17 protein-coding genes are annotated in these 17,125 nt (G+C 27.4%); 7 read left to right on the top strand and 10 right to left on the bottom strand.

Annotated features, from left to right (window positions below):
* Window positions 1-188: 188 nt before the first annotated feature.
* From MPF13_RS03730 to rplU, 4 genes are all read right to left on the bottom strand, one after another.
* Window positions 189-911 carry a LytR/AlgR family response regulator transcription factor gene (locus MPF13_RS03730; protein ID WP_249980975.1) on the bottom strand — a complete coding sequence of 241 codons (723 nt, stop codon included), beginning with the start codon at window positions 909-911 and terminating at the stop codon, window positions 189-191.
* A gap of 96 nt (window positions 912-1,007) precedes the next feature.
* Window positions 1,008-2,930, bottom strand: a complete 1,923-nt coding sequence (locus MPF13_RS03725) for a sensor histidine kinase (protein WP_249980974.1) — start codon at window positions 2,928-2,930, stop codon at window positions 1,008-1,010.
* 108 nt (window positions 2,931-3,038) lie between these two features.
* Window positions 3,039-3,299: a 50S ribosomal protein L27 gene (gene rpmA, locus MPF13_RS03720; protein WP_249980973.1), complete on the bottom strand. Its 261-nt coding sequence runs from the start codon at window positions 3,297-3,299 to the stop codon at window positions 3,039-3,041.
* 27 nt (window positions 3,300-3,326) lie between these two features.
* Window positions 3,327-3,830 carry a 50S ribosomal protein L21 gene (gene rplU / locus MPF13_RS03715; RefSeq protein ID WP_249980972.1) on the bottom strand — a complete coding sequence of 168 codons (504 nt, stop codon included), beginning with the start codon at window positions 3,828-3,830 and terminating at the stop codon, window positions 3,327-3,329.
* Window positions 3,831-4,095: 265 nt separating this feature from the next.
* Between rplU and MPF13_RS03710 the strand changes: the two genes are divergently transcribed.
* Both MPF13_RS03710 and MPF13_RS03705 read left to right on the top strand, forming a co-directional pair.
* On the top strand, window positions 4,096-5,418 hold the full coding sequence (locus tag MPF13_RS03710) for a M16 family metallopeptidase (RefSeq protein WP_249980971.1): 1,323 nt from the start codon (window positions 4,096-4,098) through the stop codon (window positions 5,416-5,418).
* 19 nt (window positions 5,419-5,437) lie between these two features.
* Window positions 5,438-7,483, top strand: coding sequence for a M16 family metallopeptidase (locus MPF13_RS03705; protein ID WP_249980970.1), 2,046 nt, complete (start codon window positions 5,438-5,440; stop codon window positions 7,481-7,483).
* A 54-nt stretch (window positions 7,484-7,537) separates the two neighbouring features.
* Here MPF13_RS03705 and MPF13_RS03700 read toward each other — a convergent pair whose 3' ends face one another.
* The gene (locus MPF13_RS03700) at window positions 7,538-8,410 is read right to left on the bottom strand and encodes a DMT family transporter (protein WP_249980969.1); all 873 of its coding nucleotides are present in this window, start codon (window positions 8,408-8,410) and stop codon (window positions 7,538-7,540) included.
* Window positions 8,411-8,503: 93 nt separating this feature from the next.
* Here MPF13_RS03700 and MPF13_RS03695 point away from each other — a divergent pair, with 93 nt between their 5' ends.
* Window positions 8,504-9,073: a cation transporter gene (locus tag MPF13_RS03695; protein WP_249980968.1), complete on the top strand. Its 570-nt coding sequence runs from the start codon at window positions 8,504-8,506 to the stop codon at window positions 9,071-9,073.
* 71 nt (window positions 9,074-9,144) lie between these two features.
* Here MPF13_RS03695 and MPF13_RS03690 read toward each other — a convergent pair whose 3' ends face one another.
* Window positions 9,145-10,686 carry a glycine--tRNA ligase gene (locus tag MPF13_RS03690; RefSeq protein ID WP_249980967.1) on the bottom strand — a complete coding sequence of 514 codons (1,542 nt, stop codon included), beginning with the start codon at window positions 10,684-10,686 and terminating at the stop codon, window positions 9,145-9,147.
* Between the two features lie 127 nt (window positions 10,687-10,813).
* Here MPF13_RS03690 and MPF13_RS03685 point away from each other — a divergent pair, with 127 nt between their 5' ends.
* Genes MPF13_RS03685 through MPF13_RS03675 form a run of 3 tightly spaced genes read left to right on the top strand, consistent with a single transcriptional unit; the run spans window position 10,814 to window position 14,029 of the window.
* Entirely contained in the window at window positions 10,814-11,500 is a 687-nt protein-coding gene (locus MPF13_RS03685; protein ID WP_249980966.1) for a ComF family protein, read from the top strand.
* A 55-nt stretch (window positions 11,501-11,555) separates the two neighbouring features.
* Window positions 11,556-13,178 (top strand): Ig-like domain-containing domain, encoded by a 1,623-nt coding sequence (locus MPF13_RS03680; protein WP_249980965.1) that lies wholly within the window; start codon window positions 11,556-11,558, stop codon window positions 13,176-13,178.
* Window positions 13,179-13,237: 59 nt separating this feature from the next.
* Window positions 13,238-14,029: a THC0290_0291 family protein gene (locus MPF13_RS03675; protein ID WP_249980964.1), complete on the top strand. Its 792-nt coding sequence runs from the start codon at window positions 13,238-13,240 to the stop codon at window positions 14,027-14,029.
* Between the two features lie 202 nt (window positions 14,030-14,231).
* Here the strand turns inward: MPF13_RS03675 and MPF13_RS03670 are convergent, their stop codons facing one another.
* Window positions 14,232-14,687, bottom strand: a complete 456-nt coding sequence (locus MPF13_RS03670) for a DinB family protein (protein ID WP_249980963.1) — start codon at window positions 14,685-14,687, stop codon at window positions 14,232-14,234.
* Between the two features lie 41 nt (window positions 14,688-14,728).
* On the opposite strand from MPF13_RS03670, the gene MPF13_RS03665 reads away from it, so the two are divergent.
* Window positions 14,729-15,076 carry an arsenate reductase family protein gene (locus MPF13_RS03665; RefSeq protein WP_249980962.1) on the top strand — a complete coding sequence of 116 codons (348 nt, stop codon included), beginning with the start codon at window positions 14,729-14,731 and terminating at the stop codon, window positions 15,074-15,076.
* A gap of 18 nt (window positions 15,077-15,094) precedes the next feature.
* On the opposite strand, the gene MPF13_RS03660 is transcribed toward MPF13_RS03665, so the two are convergent.
* The 3 genes from MPF13_RS03660 to MPF13_RS03650 form a co-directional block, all read right to left on the bottom strand.
* A complete protein-coding gene (locus MPF13_RS03660; RefSeq protein ID WP_249980961.1) occupies window positions 15,095-15,571 on the bottom strand; it encodes a DUF4252 domain-containing protein in 477 nt (158 codons plus the stop codon).
* A gap of 66 nt (window positions 15,572-15,637) precedes the next feature.
* Entirely contained in the window at window positions 15,638-16,111 is a 474-nt protein-coding gene (locus MPF13_RS03655) for a hypothetical protein (RefSeq protein WP_249980960.1), read from the bottom strand.
* 22 nt (window positions 16,112-16,133) lie between these two features.
* On the bottom strand, window positions 16,134-17,117 hold the full coding sequence (locus MPF13_RS03650) for a glycosyltransferase family 4 protein (RefSeq protein WP_249980959.1): 984 nt from the start codon (window positions 17,115-17,117) through the stop codon (window positions 16,134-16,136).
* Between the last annotated feature and the right edge of the window lie 8 nt (window positions 17,118-17,125).

Raw genomic sequence — 17,125 nt, 5'->3', positions numbered from 1 at the left:
CTACTCAAAAAGAGTAGCTTAAATTTTATATTACGATTTTAATTGGATGATAACATTGCCATTCCCCCGAAAAAAATGTTATCCATCTCTAAAACCGTATTCAAATTTACTTTTAATTATTGTTATAAGAGCTTAAAATGTTCTAAACAACTTTATATTGTTCTAAATATCAAAGAAGTACTAATTTGTTAAATTAGGTTTACTCTTTTTAAGATATCTTCTTTGTACTTTTTCCCTATTGGAATTTCTTCTTTATTTATTTTTACGGAAGATTGGGTTATTTGAGACAAATACTTTGTATTTATAATATAACCTCTATGAATTCTAACAAAACTATCGTTTAATTTTTCTAAAATGTCATTTAAACTCGTTCTAATCACCATCTTTTTTTGAGATTTTAAGATGATTTCTATATAAACATGAGCACTTTTTAAATACAAAATTTCATCAAAATTTATTTTAGTGTAATAGCCTTTTTCTTTTACAAAAAGAGAATCTTTAATAATTAGATTATTATCATCTACTTCTCCTACTTTTTTAGAAAAATTAAATAAGGCAATTTCTATAGAAGTATAAAGCTCGTCTTTAGAAAAAGGTTTTACCAAATAAGCTGGTGGCATGACCTCTTTTGCTTGATTTAAAGTAAATTTGTCTGCATTTGATGTTAAAAAGATAAAAGGAAAATTATATGATTCTCTTATTTTTTTGGCAATATCAATTCCTGTTTTTTTTCCTGATAATTGAATATCTAATATTGCAATATCTGGTTTTTCTTCTTCAATTCTAATAAGTGCTTCAGTATAATTTATTGCTGGCTCAAGAGTTTCATATCCTAAGTCATTTAATGTATCACAAATATCATCTGCAATAATTAACTCATCTTCAACAACCAAAATTTTTACTTTACTCATAGGGAAATGATTTTTTTACTAAAATATAACTTCCTTTAAGTATTTGATGCAAAACTTAATTAAAATGTTCTGAAGGCAATAAAATCTGTTACAAAACTAATTTACAAGTTGCCTTGCATTACTATCTTTAAAACTGATTTCAAATTTTGCCCCATTTACATTGGTCTGAATTAAATTTCCATGCAATTGTTTAACTAATCTATTTACCAAACGTAAACCTAAACTTTTTGCTTTTTTTACATCAAAATTATCGGATAAACCAGGGCCATTATCTTCAATTATTAATTTATAATCTTCATTAGCTTCTTTACTTAATGAGATTTTTAAATTATTATTTTCATTTTTTTGAAAAGCATATTTGTAAGAATTTGTTATAATTTCATTAATAATTAAGCCTAATGGAATTGCTGTATCAACATCAAACATTACATCTTTTGATGTAACAATAGTATTTACATTTTTATAAGAAGAATACAAGGAAGATAATTCTTTAATAAGTTGTTTTATATATTCATCAAAATCTATTAATCCACTTTCGTTTTGATATAGTTTTTGATGGATTAAGGCCATAGATTTTACTCTATTCTTTCCTTCATTTGCTAATTCTAAAGCTTTTTCATCTTCAATTCCTTTGGTTTGTAATTCTAATAAACTAGATACTATTTGAAAATTATTTTTTACTCTGTGATGTACTTCTTTTACAAGTAATTCTTTTTCTTTTAAAGCTTCTTCTATAAACTTGTTTTTTTCTGAAAGTTCTTTAGATTGTTTTCTAATTTTTATAAGAACTAATAAAGCAATAAATAATAAAACAACTGCAAGAATGGTAAAAATGCTATAAATTTTAGTTTTTTCTTGGGCATGTTTTACTTCTTTTTCTTTTTCTTTTACTGCTTGTTCTGTTTTATAATTTGCTAAAGATTCAGACAAATCTTGAGAATACACTTTTCTTGTAATAATGATGGCTTTATCTTTATAATTTAAAGCTAATTCATCATAACCATGTGCTGCTAAAGCGTTTGAACCAGAATTTACAATGTGATAAAAATCGTTTGAATTTAAATCTTTTCCTAAGACTTCGAATTTCTTTATTAAATCTGGAACATTTTTTACTTCGAATTTTTTAAGTATTTGTTTTAACAATAGTGAATTAGTATCTAACTCTGACACTAGTTGAGCATATAAAGAATAAGTATAAATTCTTCTTACATCATTATTATAAAGTATATCAATTAAATTTATTACCCTTTCATTATGTCCTCTCTTATAAACATAAGCATTTATTAAATGCTCTATTGTACCATGATAATAAGAAGATTTAAAATCTAACTCTTCTTCTAATTTTAAACTTTCTTCACTAACATCTATATACTCTTGCAACTTACCTTCTATTAATAAAAAGTCTGTTAAATGGTATAAAAAAGTAATTTGTAATTTTTTATCTTTTAACTCTTTTGCCTTAGCTATATTACTTAAACATAATTTTTTACCATTCTCTACATCTTCTTGAATTAAATACATTACAGCTTGATGCGTTTTAGACTTTATTTTAGCTTTTATAACATCAACATTAGTTGCATCAAAACTATTTAAATAAGATTCTAATTCTTTTTGAATTTTAGAAGCAGTCTCTAAATTACCATTGTCTGTATGTTTAAAAACCTGCGTCCATTTAATTTCAAAATAATTTAAATTTATTTTTTTTGAAGATTTTGGCTTTTTTACAAATTGATCTATGTAATCTGAAACTTCATTAAAATTAACAGATTTTCTATTTCCTATCTTAGAAGTATACTCATAATATTCTAAATAAGTTAATTCTTCATTATTAACGAGTTTAGTTAAAACATCTTTATAAGAACTATCTTTAATATTTTTAAGATAATACCTAGCAGAATCCATTTTGTTAAACAAAATAAATTCTTCAGTTTTATAAATATAACTTGTGTTCTTTGAAGTAGCTTGTGCTAATAATGAAATAGAAAATACGAGCGCAAAAAAATTAGATAAGAATTTCATAAAATGTTAGTTGTGTATAACTAATTAAGAGAAAAAAACTGTAATAAAAAAGAAAAACGCTTAAACAATAAATTGTTTAAGCGTTTTTAAATCTTTTAAAACTTATTTCTAAGCTTCAAATGGTGTAATAGATACATAAGATCTATTATCTTTTTTCTTACGGAATTCTACAATACCATCAACCTTTGCATGTAAAGTATGATCTTTACCCATGTAAACGTTTTCTCCTGGATTGTGAGTTGTTCCTCTTTGACGAACTAAAATGTTCCCTGCAATTGCAGCTTGTCCTCCAAATATTTTTACTCCAAGTCGTTTCGATTCTGATTCTCTACCATTCTTCGAACTACCTACTCCTTTTTTATGTGCCATGATACTATGGTTTTAAAATTGAAATTCTTATTTAGTTAAAGCATCAATTAATTCTGCTTTCTTTAAAGATGTGTATCCTTTAATACCTGCATCTTTAGCAGCAGCTTTTAATTCTGCAACAGTCATAGAACTATAATCTGTTGTAGCAGCTTCATTTACTTCAGCTTTTGGAGCAGCTTCCTTTTTAGGAGCAGCTTTTTTAGCTGATTTTTTAGCACCAGTAGCAGCAATAGACTCAATTTGAATCTCGCTTAAATACTGTCTGTGTCCATTTTTCTTTTGGTAACCTTTTCTTCTTTTCTTTTTGAAAACAATTACTTTATCACCTTTTAAGTGACTTAAAATTTGAGCCGTTACTGAAGCTCCTTCTATAGCTGGGGCGCCAATAGTTACATTTCCACTGTCATCTAGTAAAAGAACGTTATCAAAAGTTACTTTTGATCCTTCTTCTCCTTGTAAACGGTGAACGTATACTTTTTGGTCTTTCGCTACTTTAAATTGCTGCCCTGCTATCTCTACGATTGCGTACATACTGTTAGTTTTGCGTATTTATACTTATTATTTTGCATTAACTCAACGAAAATGCGGGTGCAAATATACACCTTTTTTACAATCTAACAATGTTGTTTTTGTAAATAATTCTATCAAAATCAAGATAATAATAGAAGAATTTAACATTTTAGTCTATAAAATCTTTTCTATTTTTGATACTAACATAAATTGTTTGGTTAAAAGTGTAACATAATTTATTTACTTGCGTCAAACAAACTGTCAATTATTAATTAAAAAAAACAAAATGAAGAAAAGTATTTTATCTCTTACTTCTGCTTTTTTAGTAGCATTTTCTTTAAATGCACAAAAAGTTGAGTTTGAAGAGTATGATTTAAACAATGGAATGCACGTTATTCTGCATCAAGACGATTCTGCACCAATAGTTACTGTTGGAGTAATGTATCATGTTGGTGCTAAAGATGAAGTAGATGGTAAAACTGGTATGGCACATTTTTATGAGCACTTATTATTTACTGGAACAAAAAATATTGAGAGAAGTAAATGGAATGAAATAACTTCTGCAAGAGGTGGTGCAGGAAATGCTAACACAAACTGGGATAGAACATATTACTATCAAACGTTTCCTTCTAACGAGTTAAAATTAGCTTTATGGATGGAATCTGAAAGATTATTACACCCAATTATTGATCAAAAAGCAGTAGACACTCAAAACGAAGTTGTTAAAGAAGAAAAAAGACAACGTATGGATAACGCTCCTTATGGAAAAGTTATTTATGGAGATGTTTACAGTCATCTTTTTGAAAAACATAAGTATGGTAGACCAATGATTGGTTATATTAAAGATTTAGATGCTGCTAAATTAGAAGAGTTTCAAGCGTTTTACAATAAATGGTACATGCCTAATAATGCTGTTTTAGTTGTTGCTGGTAATTTTGAAAAAGGAAATGCAAAATCTTTAATAAATGATTATTTTGCTTCTATACCTGCAAGAACAAAACCAAATAGAATAAAAATTACTGAGCCAGAAAGAACTGTAGAAAAAAGAGTAACTGAATATGACTCTAACATTCAAATACCTTTAATAGGTTTAGCATACAAAACTCCTTCTATGAGAGAAAGAGATGCTAAAGTATTAGATGTAATTTCTACTGTTTTAAGTAATGGTAAAAGTTCTAGACTATATAAAAAATTAGTAGATGATAAGAAAAAGGCATTACAAGCATTTTCTTTTGCTAGACCATTAGAAGATTATAGCGTTTACATTATTGGTGCAATGCCTTTAGGAAAAACACCTTTAGATGATTTAATTAAAGAAATGGATGAAGAAATTGTAAAACTTCAAACAGAATTAATCTCTGATGAAGATTTACAAAAAGTAAGAAATAAATTCGAAAACCAATTTGTTGCATCTAACTCTAATGTTACAGGTATTGCTAACTCATTAGCAAGAAACTATATGTTAGCTGGTGATACTAATAGAATTAACACAGAATTAGAAATTATTAACTCTATTACTAAAGAAGAAATTAGAGAAGTTGCTAAAAAATATTTAGCTAAAAACAGACGTGTTGTGTTAGATTACTTACCTGCATCAAAAAAGAAATAATAAAATAAATAGAAGAATAATGAAAACGAAGATATATTCAATTTTAACACTATTATTTCTATCAATAAGTATTTCTGCTCAAGTTGATAGAACTAAAATGCCAGTATCTGGTCCTGCTCCTAAAATTAATTTAGGAACACCAAAAAAGTTTACACTTAAAAACGGTTTGCAAGTTTTAGTTGTAGAAAACCATAAATTACCAAGAGTTTCTGTAACATTAGATATAGACAATCCTCCTATGGCTAAAGGAAGCAAAAAAGGAGTAGAAAGTTTTGTAGGTGGAATGTTAGGTACAGGTTCTACTACAATTTCTAAAGAAAAATTTGACTCTGAAGTAGATTATTTAGGAGCAAACATTTCTTTTGGTTCAGAAAGTGCTTTTGCAAGTTCTTTATCTAAATACTTTCCGAGAGTATTAGAATTAATGGCAGATGCTGCTTTTAATCCTGTTTTTAGTCAAGATGAATTTGACAAACAAATGAAACAAGCATTAGATGCTATAAAATCTAATGAAAATAGTGTACCTGCAATAGCTGGTAAAGTTAATAGACTATTAACTTACGGAAAAAACCATCCTTATGGAGAATTTACTACAGAAGAATCTTTAAAAAACATCACCTTACAAGATGTTAAAGATTTATATGCAAAAGCGTTTAAACCTAATAATGCTTATTTAGTTATTATGGGTGATGTTAATTACAAAAAAGTAAAAAAACAAGTTAAAACTTTATTCAAAAAATGGGATAAAGGAACTATGGCTACTACAGCTTTACCAGAGGTTAAAAATGTTACTGCTACAGAAATTAACTTTATAAATATGCCTAATGCTGTTCAATCTGAAGTATCAATTATAAATGCTGTTAATTTAAAAATGAGTGATGCTGATTATTATGCTGTTTTATTAGCAAATCAAATTTTAGGTGGTGGTGGTACAGGTAGATTATATAAAAATCTACGTGAAGATAAAGCATATACTTATGGTGCTTATTCTGGAATAAACGCAAGTAGATATGCTTCTCGTTTTAAAGCATCTGCATCTGTTAGAAATGCTGTTACAGATAGTACTATAGTAGAATTCATGAAAGAGATTAAAGAAATTCGTTCTAAAAAAGCAACTCAAAAAGAATTAGATATTGCAAAAGCAAAATATGTTGGTAGCTTTGTTAGAAATGTAGAAAAACCTGCTACAATTGCTGGTTATGCTTTAAATATTCTTCAAAATAAATTACCTAAAACTTATTACGAAGATTATTTAAAAAATATAAATGCTGTTACTTTAGATGATGTTCAAAAAGCTGCTATTAAATATTTTAGTTTAGATAATTCTAGAATAGTAATTGCAGGTAAAGGAATTGATGTAATTGAAAATTTAGAAAAATCAGGTTATCCTATTAAATATTTTGACAAAAACGGAAACCAAACTGAAAAGCCAGAAATGACAATTCCAATTCCTAATGGAGTTACTGCTAGTACTGTAGTAGACAAGTACATTAACGCTATTGGAGGTAAAGATAAATTAATGGCTGTTAAATCTTTAGTAATTACCTCTACTGCAAAAGTACAAGGAATGGAAATTACTTTAGTAACAAAAGCAGCAGCTCCAAATAAAACTTCTGTAGTTGTGTCTGGTATGGGACGTGTTTTTTCTAAAATGGTTTTTGATGGAGAAACAGGTTACCAAGAAGCACAAGGAAGAAAGAAAGATATGACTGCAGATGAAATTGCTAAGGCAAAAGCTAAAAACGCTATTTCTGAAGAGTTAGATTATAAAAACGGAACACTTTTAAGAATAGAACCTTTAAACGACAAGAAAGCTTATGTTATTAAATATGAAGACAAAGAAATATTTTTTGATGTAAAAAGCGGTTTAAAATTAAAAGAAGTAAAAACGGTAAAAGCTGGTGGTAAAGAAGTTAGTATTCCTACTGTTTTTTCTAATTACAAAGAATTAAATGGAATGAAATTTCCTTATACAATTGGTCAAAAAATGGGACCTATGGATATGAAATTTGAAGTAAAAGATATTAAAATTAACGAAGGAGTAACTGACGCTGATTTTAAATAAAATTATTTTTTTACAAATACATTATAAGAGTCAAAACTTAGGTTTTGGCTCTTTTTATTTTGCCTTATTTACCATATAAACGCCAAAAAGGATTATGACACCTGCAAAAAGCTGAGTTAAACTCAAATTTTCACCATCAATAATTCCCCAAAAAACAGCAACAATAGGTATTAAATAAGTAACAGATGATGAAAAAATTGGATTTGAAATATGTACCAATTTATTAAACATTGTTTTTGCTATTCCTGTACCTACAACAGAAAGAATAGTTATATACCCTAAAGATTCTAATCCTATTTCATTTGTTTTAAAAGTTGTAAAAAAACCTGTAAAAACTAAAACAACTATTGCAGGTATAATTAATAATAAAAAATTACCAGTAGTAATTGCTAAAGCATCTAAATCTGATAAATATTTTTTTACAATATTTACATTAAATGCATATCCAACAGAAGCAATAATAACTAATAATGCATACCAATAATTCTGATTCGGATTTAAATCTGCACCTTTTAAAATCAAAATTAAAGTACCTATTAAACCAATTATAATACCAATAAATTGTTTTTTCTTAAATGAAAACCCAAAAACAATAGCCCCAAAAATAAACGTATTAAAAGGTGTAAACGAGTTTAAAATAGAAACAATAGAGCTATCTATTCCTAAAATTGCATAAGAGAACAAAAAAACAGGAATAAAAGTTCCTAAAAGTGCTGTATAAACAATAAAAGGCCAATGTTTTTTCTGTATTTTTTGTATACTTTTAAAACCAATTAACAACATAAATACAGCTGTAAAAATCATTCTTAAAGCACCTAATTGTATTGGGTTTACCCCAAGAAGAGCCTTTTTCATCAAAATGAAAGAACTCCCCCAAACAATGGATAACACAATTAAATAAAACCACTTTTTTTGTTGATTGTTCATTTATATTAAAAATATTTAACAAAAATCCGATAAAACTTTAAATACCAACTCTTTTATTAATAAATTTGTACAATAATCTTATAATTTAATCTGATGAAAATTCAAAAAATATTATTTTCTTTTGCAATTGCTTGTTTCGTTTTAACAGGATGTAAAAATGAAGCAAAAAAAGAAACTGTAGCTGTAGATAAACAAAATGTTTCTTTAGCTATTTCTGGAATGACTTGCGAAATTGGTTGTGCTAAAACAATTCAATCTAAATTGTCTAAAAAAGAAGGTGTTTTAAATGCTAAAGTAATTTTTACTGATAGTATTGCTAATATTGAGTACGATGCAAACACTACTTCTAAAAAAGATTTAGTTGCTTTTGTAGATGGTATTGCTGGTGGAGAATTATACAAAGCTTCTATTACTCCTAAAAAAGGTGGTAAAAATTGTTCTGAAACTTGTAAAGAAAAATGTACTACTAAAAACGGAACTAAAAAAGAATGTACTGGAGACAAGAAATGTGATCCAAAAAAGGAATGCAAAAAAACCGAAAGTGCTTCTAAAGAATGTAAACCAGATTGCACTATGGCTTGTTGTAAGGACAAAAAAGAAGCTACAAAAAAGGAGTGCAAAGAAGATTGCAAGATGGAGTGCTGTAAAGACAAAAAAGCTTAAAACACTCTTTTTAACACAAAAAAAAACAGCATCTAAAATTAGATGCTGTTTTTTTTATGTGTAAATTTTTATTACATTTTTTGCAACCAAGTTTTAATAGCTACTTCTTTCTTTATAATATCTTTTAAATCAGAAATTGCAACTCTTTTTTGCTCCATAGTATCTCTGTGTCTAATAGTAACACAATTATCTTCTAAAGTATCATGATCTACAGTAATACAAAAAGGTGTTCCTGCAGCATCTTGTCTTCTATAACGTTTACCAACTGCATCTTTTTCATCATAAAAAACGTTGAAATCCCATTTTAAATCGTCCATAATTTTACGAGCAACTTCTGGCAATCCATCCTTTTTAACTAAAGGTAAAACTGCTGCTTTAAAAGGAGCTAAAACTGCTGGTAATTTTAAAACCGTTCTTGTTGTTCCATTTTCTAAAGCTTCTTCTTTTAAAGAGTTAGAAAAAACTGCTAAAAACATTCTATCTAAACCTATAGAAGTTTCTACAACATAAGGAACATAACTTTTATTTTCTTCATGATCAAAATACTGTAATTTTTTACCAGAATATTCTTCATGTGCTTTTAAATCGAAATCTGTTCTTGAGTGAATTCCTTCTAATTCTTTAAATCCGAAAGGAAAATTAAACTCAATATCTGCTGCTGCATCTGCATAATGTGCTAACTTATCATGGTCATGAAAACGATAATTATCTGTTCCCATACCTAAAGATAAATGCCATTTTAAACGCGTTTGTTTCCATTGCTCATACCATTCTTTTTGAGTTCCTGGTTTTACAAAAAATTGCATTTCCATTTGTTCAAACTCACGCATTCTAAAAATAAATTGTCTTGCAACAATTTCGTTTCTAAAAGCTTTACCTGTTTGTGCAATACCAAAAGGAATTTTCATACGTCCTGTTTTTTGAACGTTTAAAAAGTTAACAAAAATACCTTGAGCTGTTTCTGGACGTAAATATAAATCCATTGCAGTTTCTGCAGAAGCACCTAATTTAGTACCAAACATTAAATTGAACTGTTTTACATCTGTCCAATTTTTAGAACCCGTTAAAGGATCAGCAATTCCTAATTCTTCAATTAACAACTTAACATCTGCTAAATCTTCATTTTCTAAAGACTTACCCATTCTTGCTAAAATTGAAGTAATTTTTTCTTGATAACCTAAAACTCTACCATTGGTAGCTAAAAATTCTTCTTTATTAAAAGCATCACCAAAACGTTTTGCTGCTTTAGTAACTTCTTTATTAATTTTACCTTCTATTTTTGCACAATAATCTTCTATTAAAACATCTGCTCTGTAACGTTTTTTAGAATCTTTATTGTCAATTAAAGGATCGTTAAAAGCATCTACGTGACCAGAAGCTTTCCAAGTTGTTGGATGCATTAAAATTGCAGCATCAATACCTACAATATTTTCGTGCATTTGCACCATTGCTTTCCACCAATAATCTCTAATATTTTTCTTTAACTCAACTCCATTTTGAGCATAATCGTACACCGCACTTAAACCGTCATAAATTTCAGAAGACTGAAAAACATAACCATATTCTTTTGCGTGCGATAAAACTTTTTTAAACTGATCTTCTTGTTTTGCCATAATGAGCGCAAAGATACACGTTTACAGAAATTTTTCAAGAAAAAATCTTTCAAGTTTATTGTTTATGTGATGTAAAATACCATTTTATCATTTTTACTTATCTTTAAGAAGAATTGCTAAGAAAAATATGAAAATTTTAAATGATTTCTTTGGGTTATTTTACCCAAATCTTTGTGCTAATTGTGAAAATCAGTTATCAAAAAATGAAATTGTTATTTGTACATTTTGCAGACATGACTTGCCTTTAACCAATTTTAGGAGTTATTCTAATAATATAATATCAAAATCTTTTTTTGGAAGAATTTCTGTAAAGAAAGCCTATTCTTTACTTTTTTACAGAAAAAAAGGCATCACAAAAAAATTAATACATGACCTTAAATACAAAGGAAATGAAGAAATTGGTGTCTTTTTTGGTAATTGGTTAGGTGAAATTCTAAAAGAAAACAACGAATTTTCAACTATAGATTGTATTGTTCCTGTTCCTTTACACCCAAAAAAACAAAAAGAAAGAGGATACAATCAAATTACTAAGTTTGGAAAAAGAATCAGTTTTTATCTTCAAAAACCATTTATAGAAAATATTTTAACACGAACATCTACAGCTAAAACTCAAACATTTAAAGCTCGGTTTGAACGTTTTAATAATATTGACACTAAATTTGAATTATTAGACATATCAACCTTTAAAAATAAACACATTTTATTAATTGACGATGTAATTACAACTGGAGCAACCTTAGAAGCTTGTGCTTTAGAATTACAAAAATCTGAAAATGTTACAATCAGTATTTTAACTATGGCATACACAGAATAAAATTTATGTTTTTAAATGAAAAATATATTGTTAATTTGTATAAAAATTACTTTTTGTGAAACCTATTTTAAGATTTATTTTTTTTAGTATAACAGTTCTAATTTTATCTAACTGTGCAAGAACAGGAAGACCAGAAGGTGGCCCTAAAGATGAAGACGCTCCTTTATTTGTAACAGCTAACCCTCCATATAAAACTGTAAATTTTGACAAAAAAGAAATACGTTTAAACTTTAATGAGTATATAAAGCTTAAAGATTTAAACAAACAACTTATAGTATCTCCTCCTTTAAAAACACCTTTATTTGTTTCTCCTCAAGGATCTGCAAGTAAGTTTTTAGATTTATCAATACTAGATACTTTAAAAGAAAACTCTACATACATTATTAACTTTGGTAATGCCATAGAAGATAATAATGAAGGAAATAAGTTAGAACGTTTTAAATATGTTTTTTCTACAGGTAGTTATATAGATTCTCTTACTACATCTGGAGAAGTTAAAGATGCTTTCTTAGATGCAAAACTTAAAAACACAAACGTATTATTATATAGAATAGATAGTTCTTTTAATGATTCTATTGTTTTTAAAACAAAGCCCAATTACGTAACCAACACTCTAGATACTACTCATTTTAATTTATCAAATTTAAAGAAAGGAAAATATTTGATGATTGCTTTAAAAGAAAATGTTAATGATTATTTATTTAACCCTAAAGAAGATAAAATAGGTTTTTACAAAGACACTATAACATTACCACAAGATAGTATTATAGAAAACCCTATTCTTTTATTTAAAGAGTTACAACCTTATAGACTTAGAAGAGGTAAAGAAATTACAAAAGGAAAAATAGAATTTGGGTTTGAAGGTGAAGCAGAAAACTTAAAAGTTGAAATTATTTCTAAAACACCTAAAGACTTTAAAAGTATTTCTAAATTTGAAAAAGACAAAGACACACTTAATTATTGGTACACTCCTATTGAAGCAGATTCTTTAAATTTTATTGTAACAAACAATAACTTTATAGATACAGTTACTGTAAAATTACGCAAGAAAAAGATTGACTCTTTATTATTAAAATCAACAGTAAGTAACACATTACATTTAAGAGATACTTTTTTTATTGAAGGAAATAATCCTATTACAAAAATTGATACTAGTAAAATTGTACTAACTGACAAAGATACTTTAGCAGTATCTTACTCTAGTTTTATTTCAAAAAAAGAAAATAAAATTGGATTAATTTTTGATAAAAAACCTCAAGAAAAATACAAACTTAACGTTTTACCTGAAGCCATTTTTGACATTTTTGAACAAAAAAATGATACTTTAAAATACCATTTTAGCACCAAAGAAATTGAAGATTATGGACGTATTACAATTGATATTGTTAACCAAACTTCAGAAAACTTAATTATTGAACTTTTAGAAGGAAAAGATAAAGACAAATTAGTAGAAAGAACGTTTGTAACAGAATCTACACAATTAAGGTTTAATAACTTAGAACCTAAAACATATTATTTTAGAGCTATTATAGATACAAATAAAAATAATAAATGGGATACTGGAAATTACCTATTAAAATCTCAACCAGAAAAAATCATTTATTTTACTGAAGAATTAGAACTTAGAGCTAATTATTATTTAGATGGTAATATCTTTACGATTGCCAATTTAGATTAAGATTTGTTGGTATAAAAAAATTACATTACATTTGGGTTTTACTTTAAGACCCCTAAATCTTGAAAACCCCTATAACAATTATTTTTGTAATTGTTGCTATTCTAGAATTTAAGGCTCAACACTACACCCATGATATTGGTGCATTTGTTGGCTCTACTAGTTTGCAATCTGATTACGGCCAAAGAGGAAATTTGGCAAGCGAATGGAATAACAACGGAAAGACATTTTCTGTTGCACACTACCTTAGTTTTTATAATAGAACTTTGCGTTGGGACCCAAATAATGTACTTCATAACCATTTAATGGTTAAAACAGAAATACAATATTTAGACAATGCTCAACTAGAACACCATGGTGTTTGGGCTAAGAAAAAATCTTATGCAGGTAACCAATTAAATTCTATGAAAGGTACCTTAAGAATGTTAGAACTTGGTGTAAATTTAGAATACTACTTACGCCCATTAGAAGAGTTTGTGTATCCATATACTGATCTTTGGTTTAATCCATTTTTTACTTTTGGTTTTAAATATTCATCTTATACTAATGGATTAAGTTCTGATATAGGAGATTGGCGCGAAGACATTTCTGTTTTACCAGAAAAATACACATTACAAAACTCTTTAAAAATAGGTTCTGGAGAAGCTTTTTCTTTAGCAGTTGGCTTAGGAACAAGATTTAAATTGGCACCAAAAATAGATTTAGTTGCTCAGTATTCTTATCAATATTTCTTTTCTGATACTATTGATGGTTTAGAAGCACCTGTAATTGAAAATAAAAATAATGAATGGCTATTAAATATACAGTTTGGTATCGTCTACCATCTTAACTTTAGCTCTCCATTATTCTATTAAAAATCCCCTAAATTCCCCCACGAATTTTATAAGACCCCTAAATTATTTAATTCAAAAAAAAAGAGAGCTTCTATTGAGGCTCTCTTTTTTTTTTGTGATATTCTAAAAGCTAATTAATGAGTTTAGCCCAGATTGAACGGTTTGTTTGAGCTCTTTTTAAGTGTACGAAAAAAAGCGAGTAGTGAAAGCTGGAAATAGCTTCTTATAAAAACTTTTTTATAGATCTTATAATTCCATAATGAATTCCTTCATGAAAGTTATTAAACGAAATTGCAGTTTCTATAGACGTTAAAACAAAACCTGTGCTTGTTGGATATTCATTATAGTTTTCAAAAATTCCTGCTTCAAAATCTTCTTGTAAAGTATCTGGCAACCCTATTAATAATTCTTTTACTTCTTCAAATTCTTCTTCTGTAAAAGTTTTAGTTGGTGAAGTTCCTTTTTTATGCAATTCTATTAAATTGTCTGGACATAAACAGTTTAAACCAGATAATTTGTAATGTAATAACTGCTGAGTTACTACTAAATGAGCTACATTCCAAGCAATATTATTTTTAAATCCGGTAGGAATTGTATGAATTTGCTCTAAAGTTAAACCTTCTAATTCTTTTAAAACTAGTTCTCTAGATTTTCTTAAAACATCAAATTGTATATTCATTTTTTATCTATAATTTTGAACTGTAAATATAATTGATAAATATGAAGAAAGTATATTTTTTACAAACTTGTGATACTTGTCGTAGAATTTTAAAAGAAGTAAATACTGATGGGTTTGAAAGACAGGAAATTAAAGCTAATAATATTACAACTTCTCAGTTAGAAGAAATGTACAAACTTTCTGGTAGTTATGAAGCTCTTTTTAACAAGCGTGCTAAATTGTATAAAGCTATGGATTTAAAAAACCAAGTTTTATCTGAAGCTGATTACAGACAGTTTTTATTAGATGAATACACCTTTTTAAAACGACCTGTTTTTATTTTAAATGATGAAATTTTTATTGGAAACAGTAAAAAAGTTATAGAAAAACTAAAAGAGAAGATTGGTTAAAATCTTCTCTTTTGGGGTTTAATCTATAGATACATTAATATCTGAAGATGAAATCATTGCTGCAAACTCATCATGAGTTATTTTAGTTTTTAAGCCAAATAATACTAACTTATCGTTATTACTATTGGTTCTTATAATGATTTCTCTAATATGATTGTTTTTTTCTACTAAGAACAACTCTGCTTTACTACCATTTTCTTTTACTCTAGCGTAAGTTTTTAGTCTATTCTTTCTTCTAAATTTTTTAAAATCTTTAGAAACCTCATCATTTTCATTGCTAAAAATCATTAACTTAAAATCGCTAGATTTTTTAATGATGTTCATTAAATCTCCATCATCTTCGTCGTCTAAAAAAGAACCTGCTAATGAAGCTGACAAATTAATTGAGAATGTAGATTTTTCTTTATTTATTTTATAAAATTTTTCGAATTTAGCTTCTTGGGCTGATACAGCTGTAATAAAAAGTGCAAATAAAACTGTTGTTAATCTGGTCATAATAATTGGTTTTAAAATGAAGACGACTTACAACTAAGTTTGTTACATTTATATTTTTACACGTTGTTAAAAACGCATAGAAATACCCATAGAAGTACCTTTTACATTAAAATTAAATGACGGATTAAAATTAGAACTTACACTTGGCAAACCAGAATTATACAAATCTACAGCTTCTTTAGTTTTTCTATTAAAGCCTTTTACAATAGGAATAGAGGCAACAATTAATGCTGCTCCAGCACCTGCTAAAGCCCATTTAGGTTCTCCACCACCTATTGCAGTTCCTACAGGAAAACCAACTAATGCACCACCTGCAGTTCCTAAAATCATTGCCCAAGTTTGATTAGATTTAGCAGATTTAACCAAATTAAAAGCTTCTTTGTTATCTTTCATTAACTCTTGCATTTGAGCTAATGTTAAGTTTTTGTCATTTTGAGAAAAGGCATAACCTCCAAATACTTTTTTCATTTCAATTTTTTGAGCGTTAACAAATGATAAAGTAAATACAGATAAGATGATTGTAAAAATTAAGTTTTTCATTTTTAATTATTTTTGGGTTTTATTAATTTGATTGATATAGTTTTATAAGGTTTTCTGCTTCTTTTTGAGAACTCCAATTTTTAAGAATTTCTTCTCTTGCTTGTTTTCCTAAATTAGGAATTTTATTAGTAATTGATTTAGACAATAAGTCTTCTAATTCAGTAATATTACCTGCTTTAAATAAATAACTGTTTTTTGTATGTGAAATTAATGAAGAATGAACTCCAACATTTTTTGTAGCAATAACAGAACAACCACAAGACATTGCTTCTGCAGTTACCAAAGAAAATCCTTCTGAAAAACTTGGAACAACTGCAATTTTTGAAGCTTGATAATAAGAAACAATATCTGAAGTTTCATCTACAAAACACACTTTGTTTTCAATAGAATGCTTTTTTGCAATTTCTTTTAACTCTTCTAAAAAAGCTGGTTTATCTATTTTACCAACAATTACTAAAGCCCAATTTTCTTGATCTTTTAATACTTTTGCAGCTTCTAATAAAACAATTTGTCCTTTTGCTTTACGAACTCTTCCTGCACATAAAATAATATTTTTTTGCTCAATATTAGCTAAAGAAACATCCTCTTTTGGTTTAAAGAAATCAACATTAACTCCATGACCAACAATTGTATTTTTTAATCCTAGATTTTTACTCATACTTTCTATAAGCGTTACAACTTTATCTGCTTTTTTAAGCAGTTTCATTGTTAATCCAGAAGGAACAGTTTCTGCATGACGTGTTGCAATCAATTTAAATTTTGCGCCTAAAAAACGAAAAAACAACATTCTCATTATTTCGTTATTTCTATGACAATGAACAACAACTTCTCTGTTAGAAAACAATAATGATCTTAATTTTTTTGAAGATATTTTTTTGCCTTCTACATTATATCCATAAATATATGTTTCAAACTTTTCATCAAAAAAAGGTAGTACATTTTCTATACTTCTTGTTACTCCTGTTCTTCTTTTATGAAAATGTGTATGAATTAAAATTGGTTTCAAATTGTAAG

It is taken from the genome of Polaribacter sp. Z022, from assembly GCF_023555495.1.
GTDB lineage: Bacteria > Bacteroidota > Bacteroidia > Flavobacteriales > Flavobacteriaceae > Polaribacter.
The sequence above is the reverse complement of the archived record's forward strand: the minus strand, read 5'-3'. Positions and strand labels throughout refer to the sequence as shown.

Excerpts from the sequence above, each read along its gene's own strand:
- MPF13_RS03730 (WP_249980975.1), bottom strand. The coding sequence starts at position 911 with ATGAGTAAAGTAAAAATTTTGGTTGTTGAAGATGAGTTAATTATTGCA.
- MPF13_RS03725 (WP_249980974.1), bottom strand. The coding sequence starts at position 2,930 with ATGAAATTCTTATCTAATTTTTTTGCGCTCGTATTTTCTATTTCATTA.
- rpmA (WP_249980973.1), bottom strand. The coding sequence starts at position 3,299 with ATGGCACATAAAAAAGGAGTAGGTAGTTCGAAGAATGGTAGAGAATCA.
- rplU (WP_249980972.1), bottom strand. The coding sequence starts at position 3,830 with ATGTACGCAATCGTAGAGATAGCAGGGCAGCAATTTAAAGTAGCGAAA.
- MPF13_RS03710 (WP_249980971.1), top strand. The coding sequence starts at position 4,096 with ATGAAGAAAAGTATTTTATCTCTTACTTCTGCTTTTTTAGTAGCATTT.
- MPF13_RS03705 (WP_249980970.1), top strand. The coding sequence starts at position 5,438 with ATGAAAACGAAGATATATTCAATTTTAACACTATTATTTCTATCAATA.
- MPF13_RS03700 (WP_249980969.1), bottom strand. The coding sequence starts at position 8,410 with ATGAACAATCAACAAAAAAAGTGGTTTTATTTAATTGTGTTATCCATT.
- MPF13_RS03695 (WP_249980968.1), top strand. The coding sequence starts at position 8,504 with ATGAAAATTCAAAAAATATTATTTTCTTTTGCAATTGCTTGTTTCGTT.
- MPF13_RS03690 (WP_249980967.1), bottom strand. The coding sequence starts at position 10,686 with ATGGCAAAACAAGAAGATCAGTTTAAAAAAGTTTTATCGCACGCAAAA.
- MPF13_RS03685 (WP_249980966.1), top strand. The coding sequence starts at position 10,814 with ATGAAAATTTTAAATGATTTCTTTGGGTTATTTTACCCAAATCTTTGT.
- MPF13_RS03670 (WP_249980963.1), bottom strand. The coding sequence starts at position 14,687 with ATGAATATACAATTTGATGTTTTAAGAAAATCTAGAGAACTAGTTTTA.
- MPF13_RS03665 (WP_249980962.1), top strand. The coding sequence starts at position 14,729 with ATGAAGAAAGTATATTTTTTACAAACTTGTGATACTTGTCGTAGAATT.
- MPF13_RS03660 (WP_249980961.1), bottom strand. The coding sequence starts at position 15,571 with ATGACCAGATTAACAACAGTTTTATTTGCACTTTTTATTACAGCTGTA.
- MPF13_RS03655 (WP_249980960.1), bottom strand. The coding sequence starts at position 16,111 with ATGAAAAACTTAATTTTTACAATCATCTTATCTGTATTTACTTTATCA.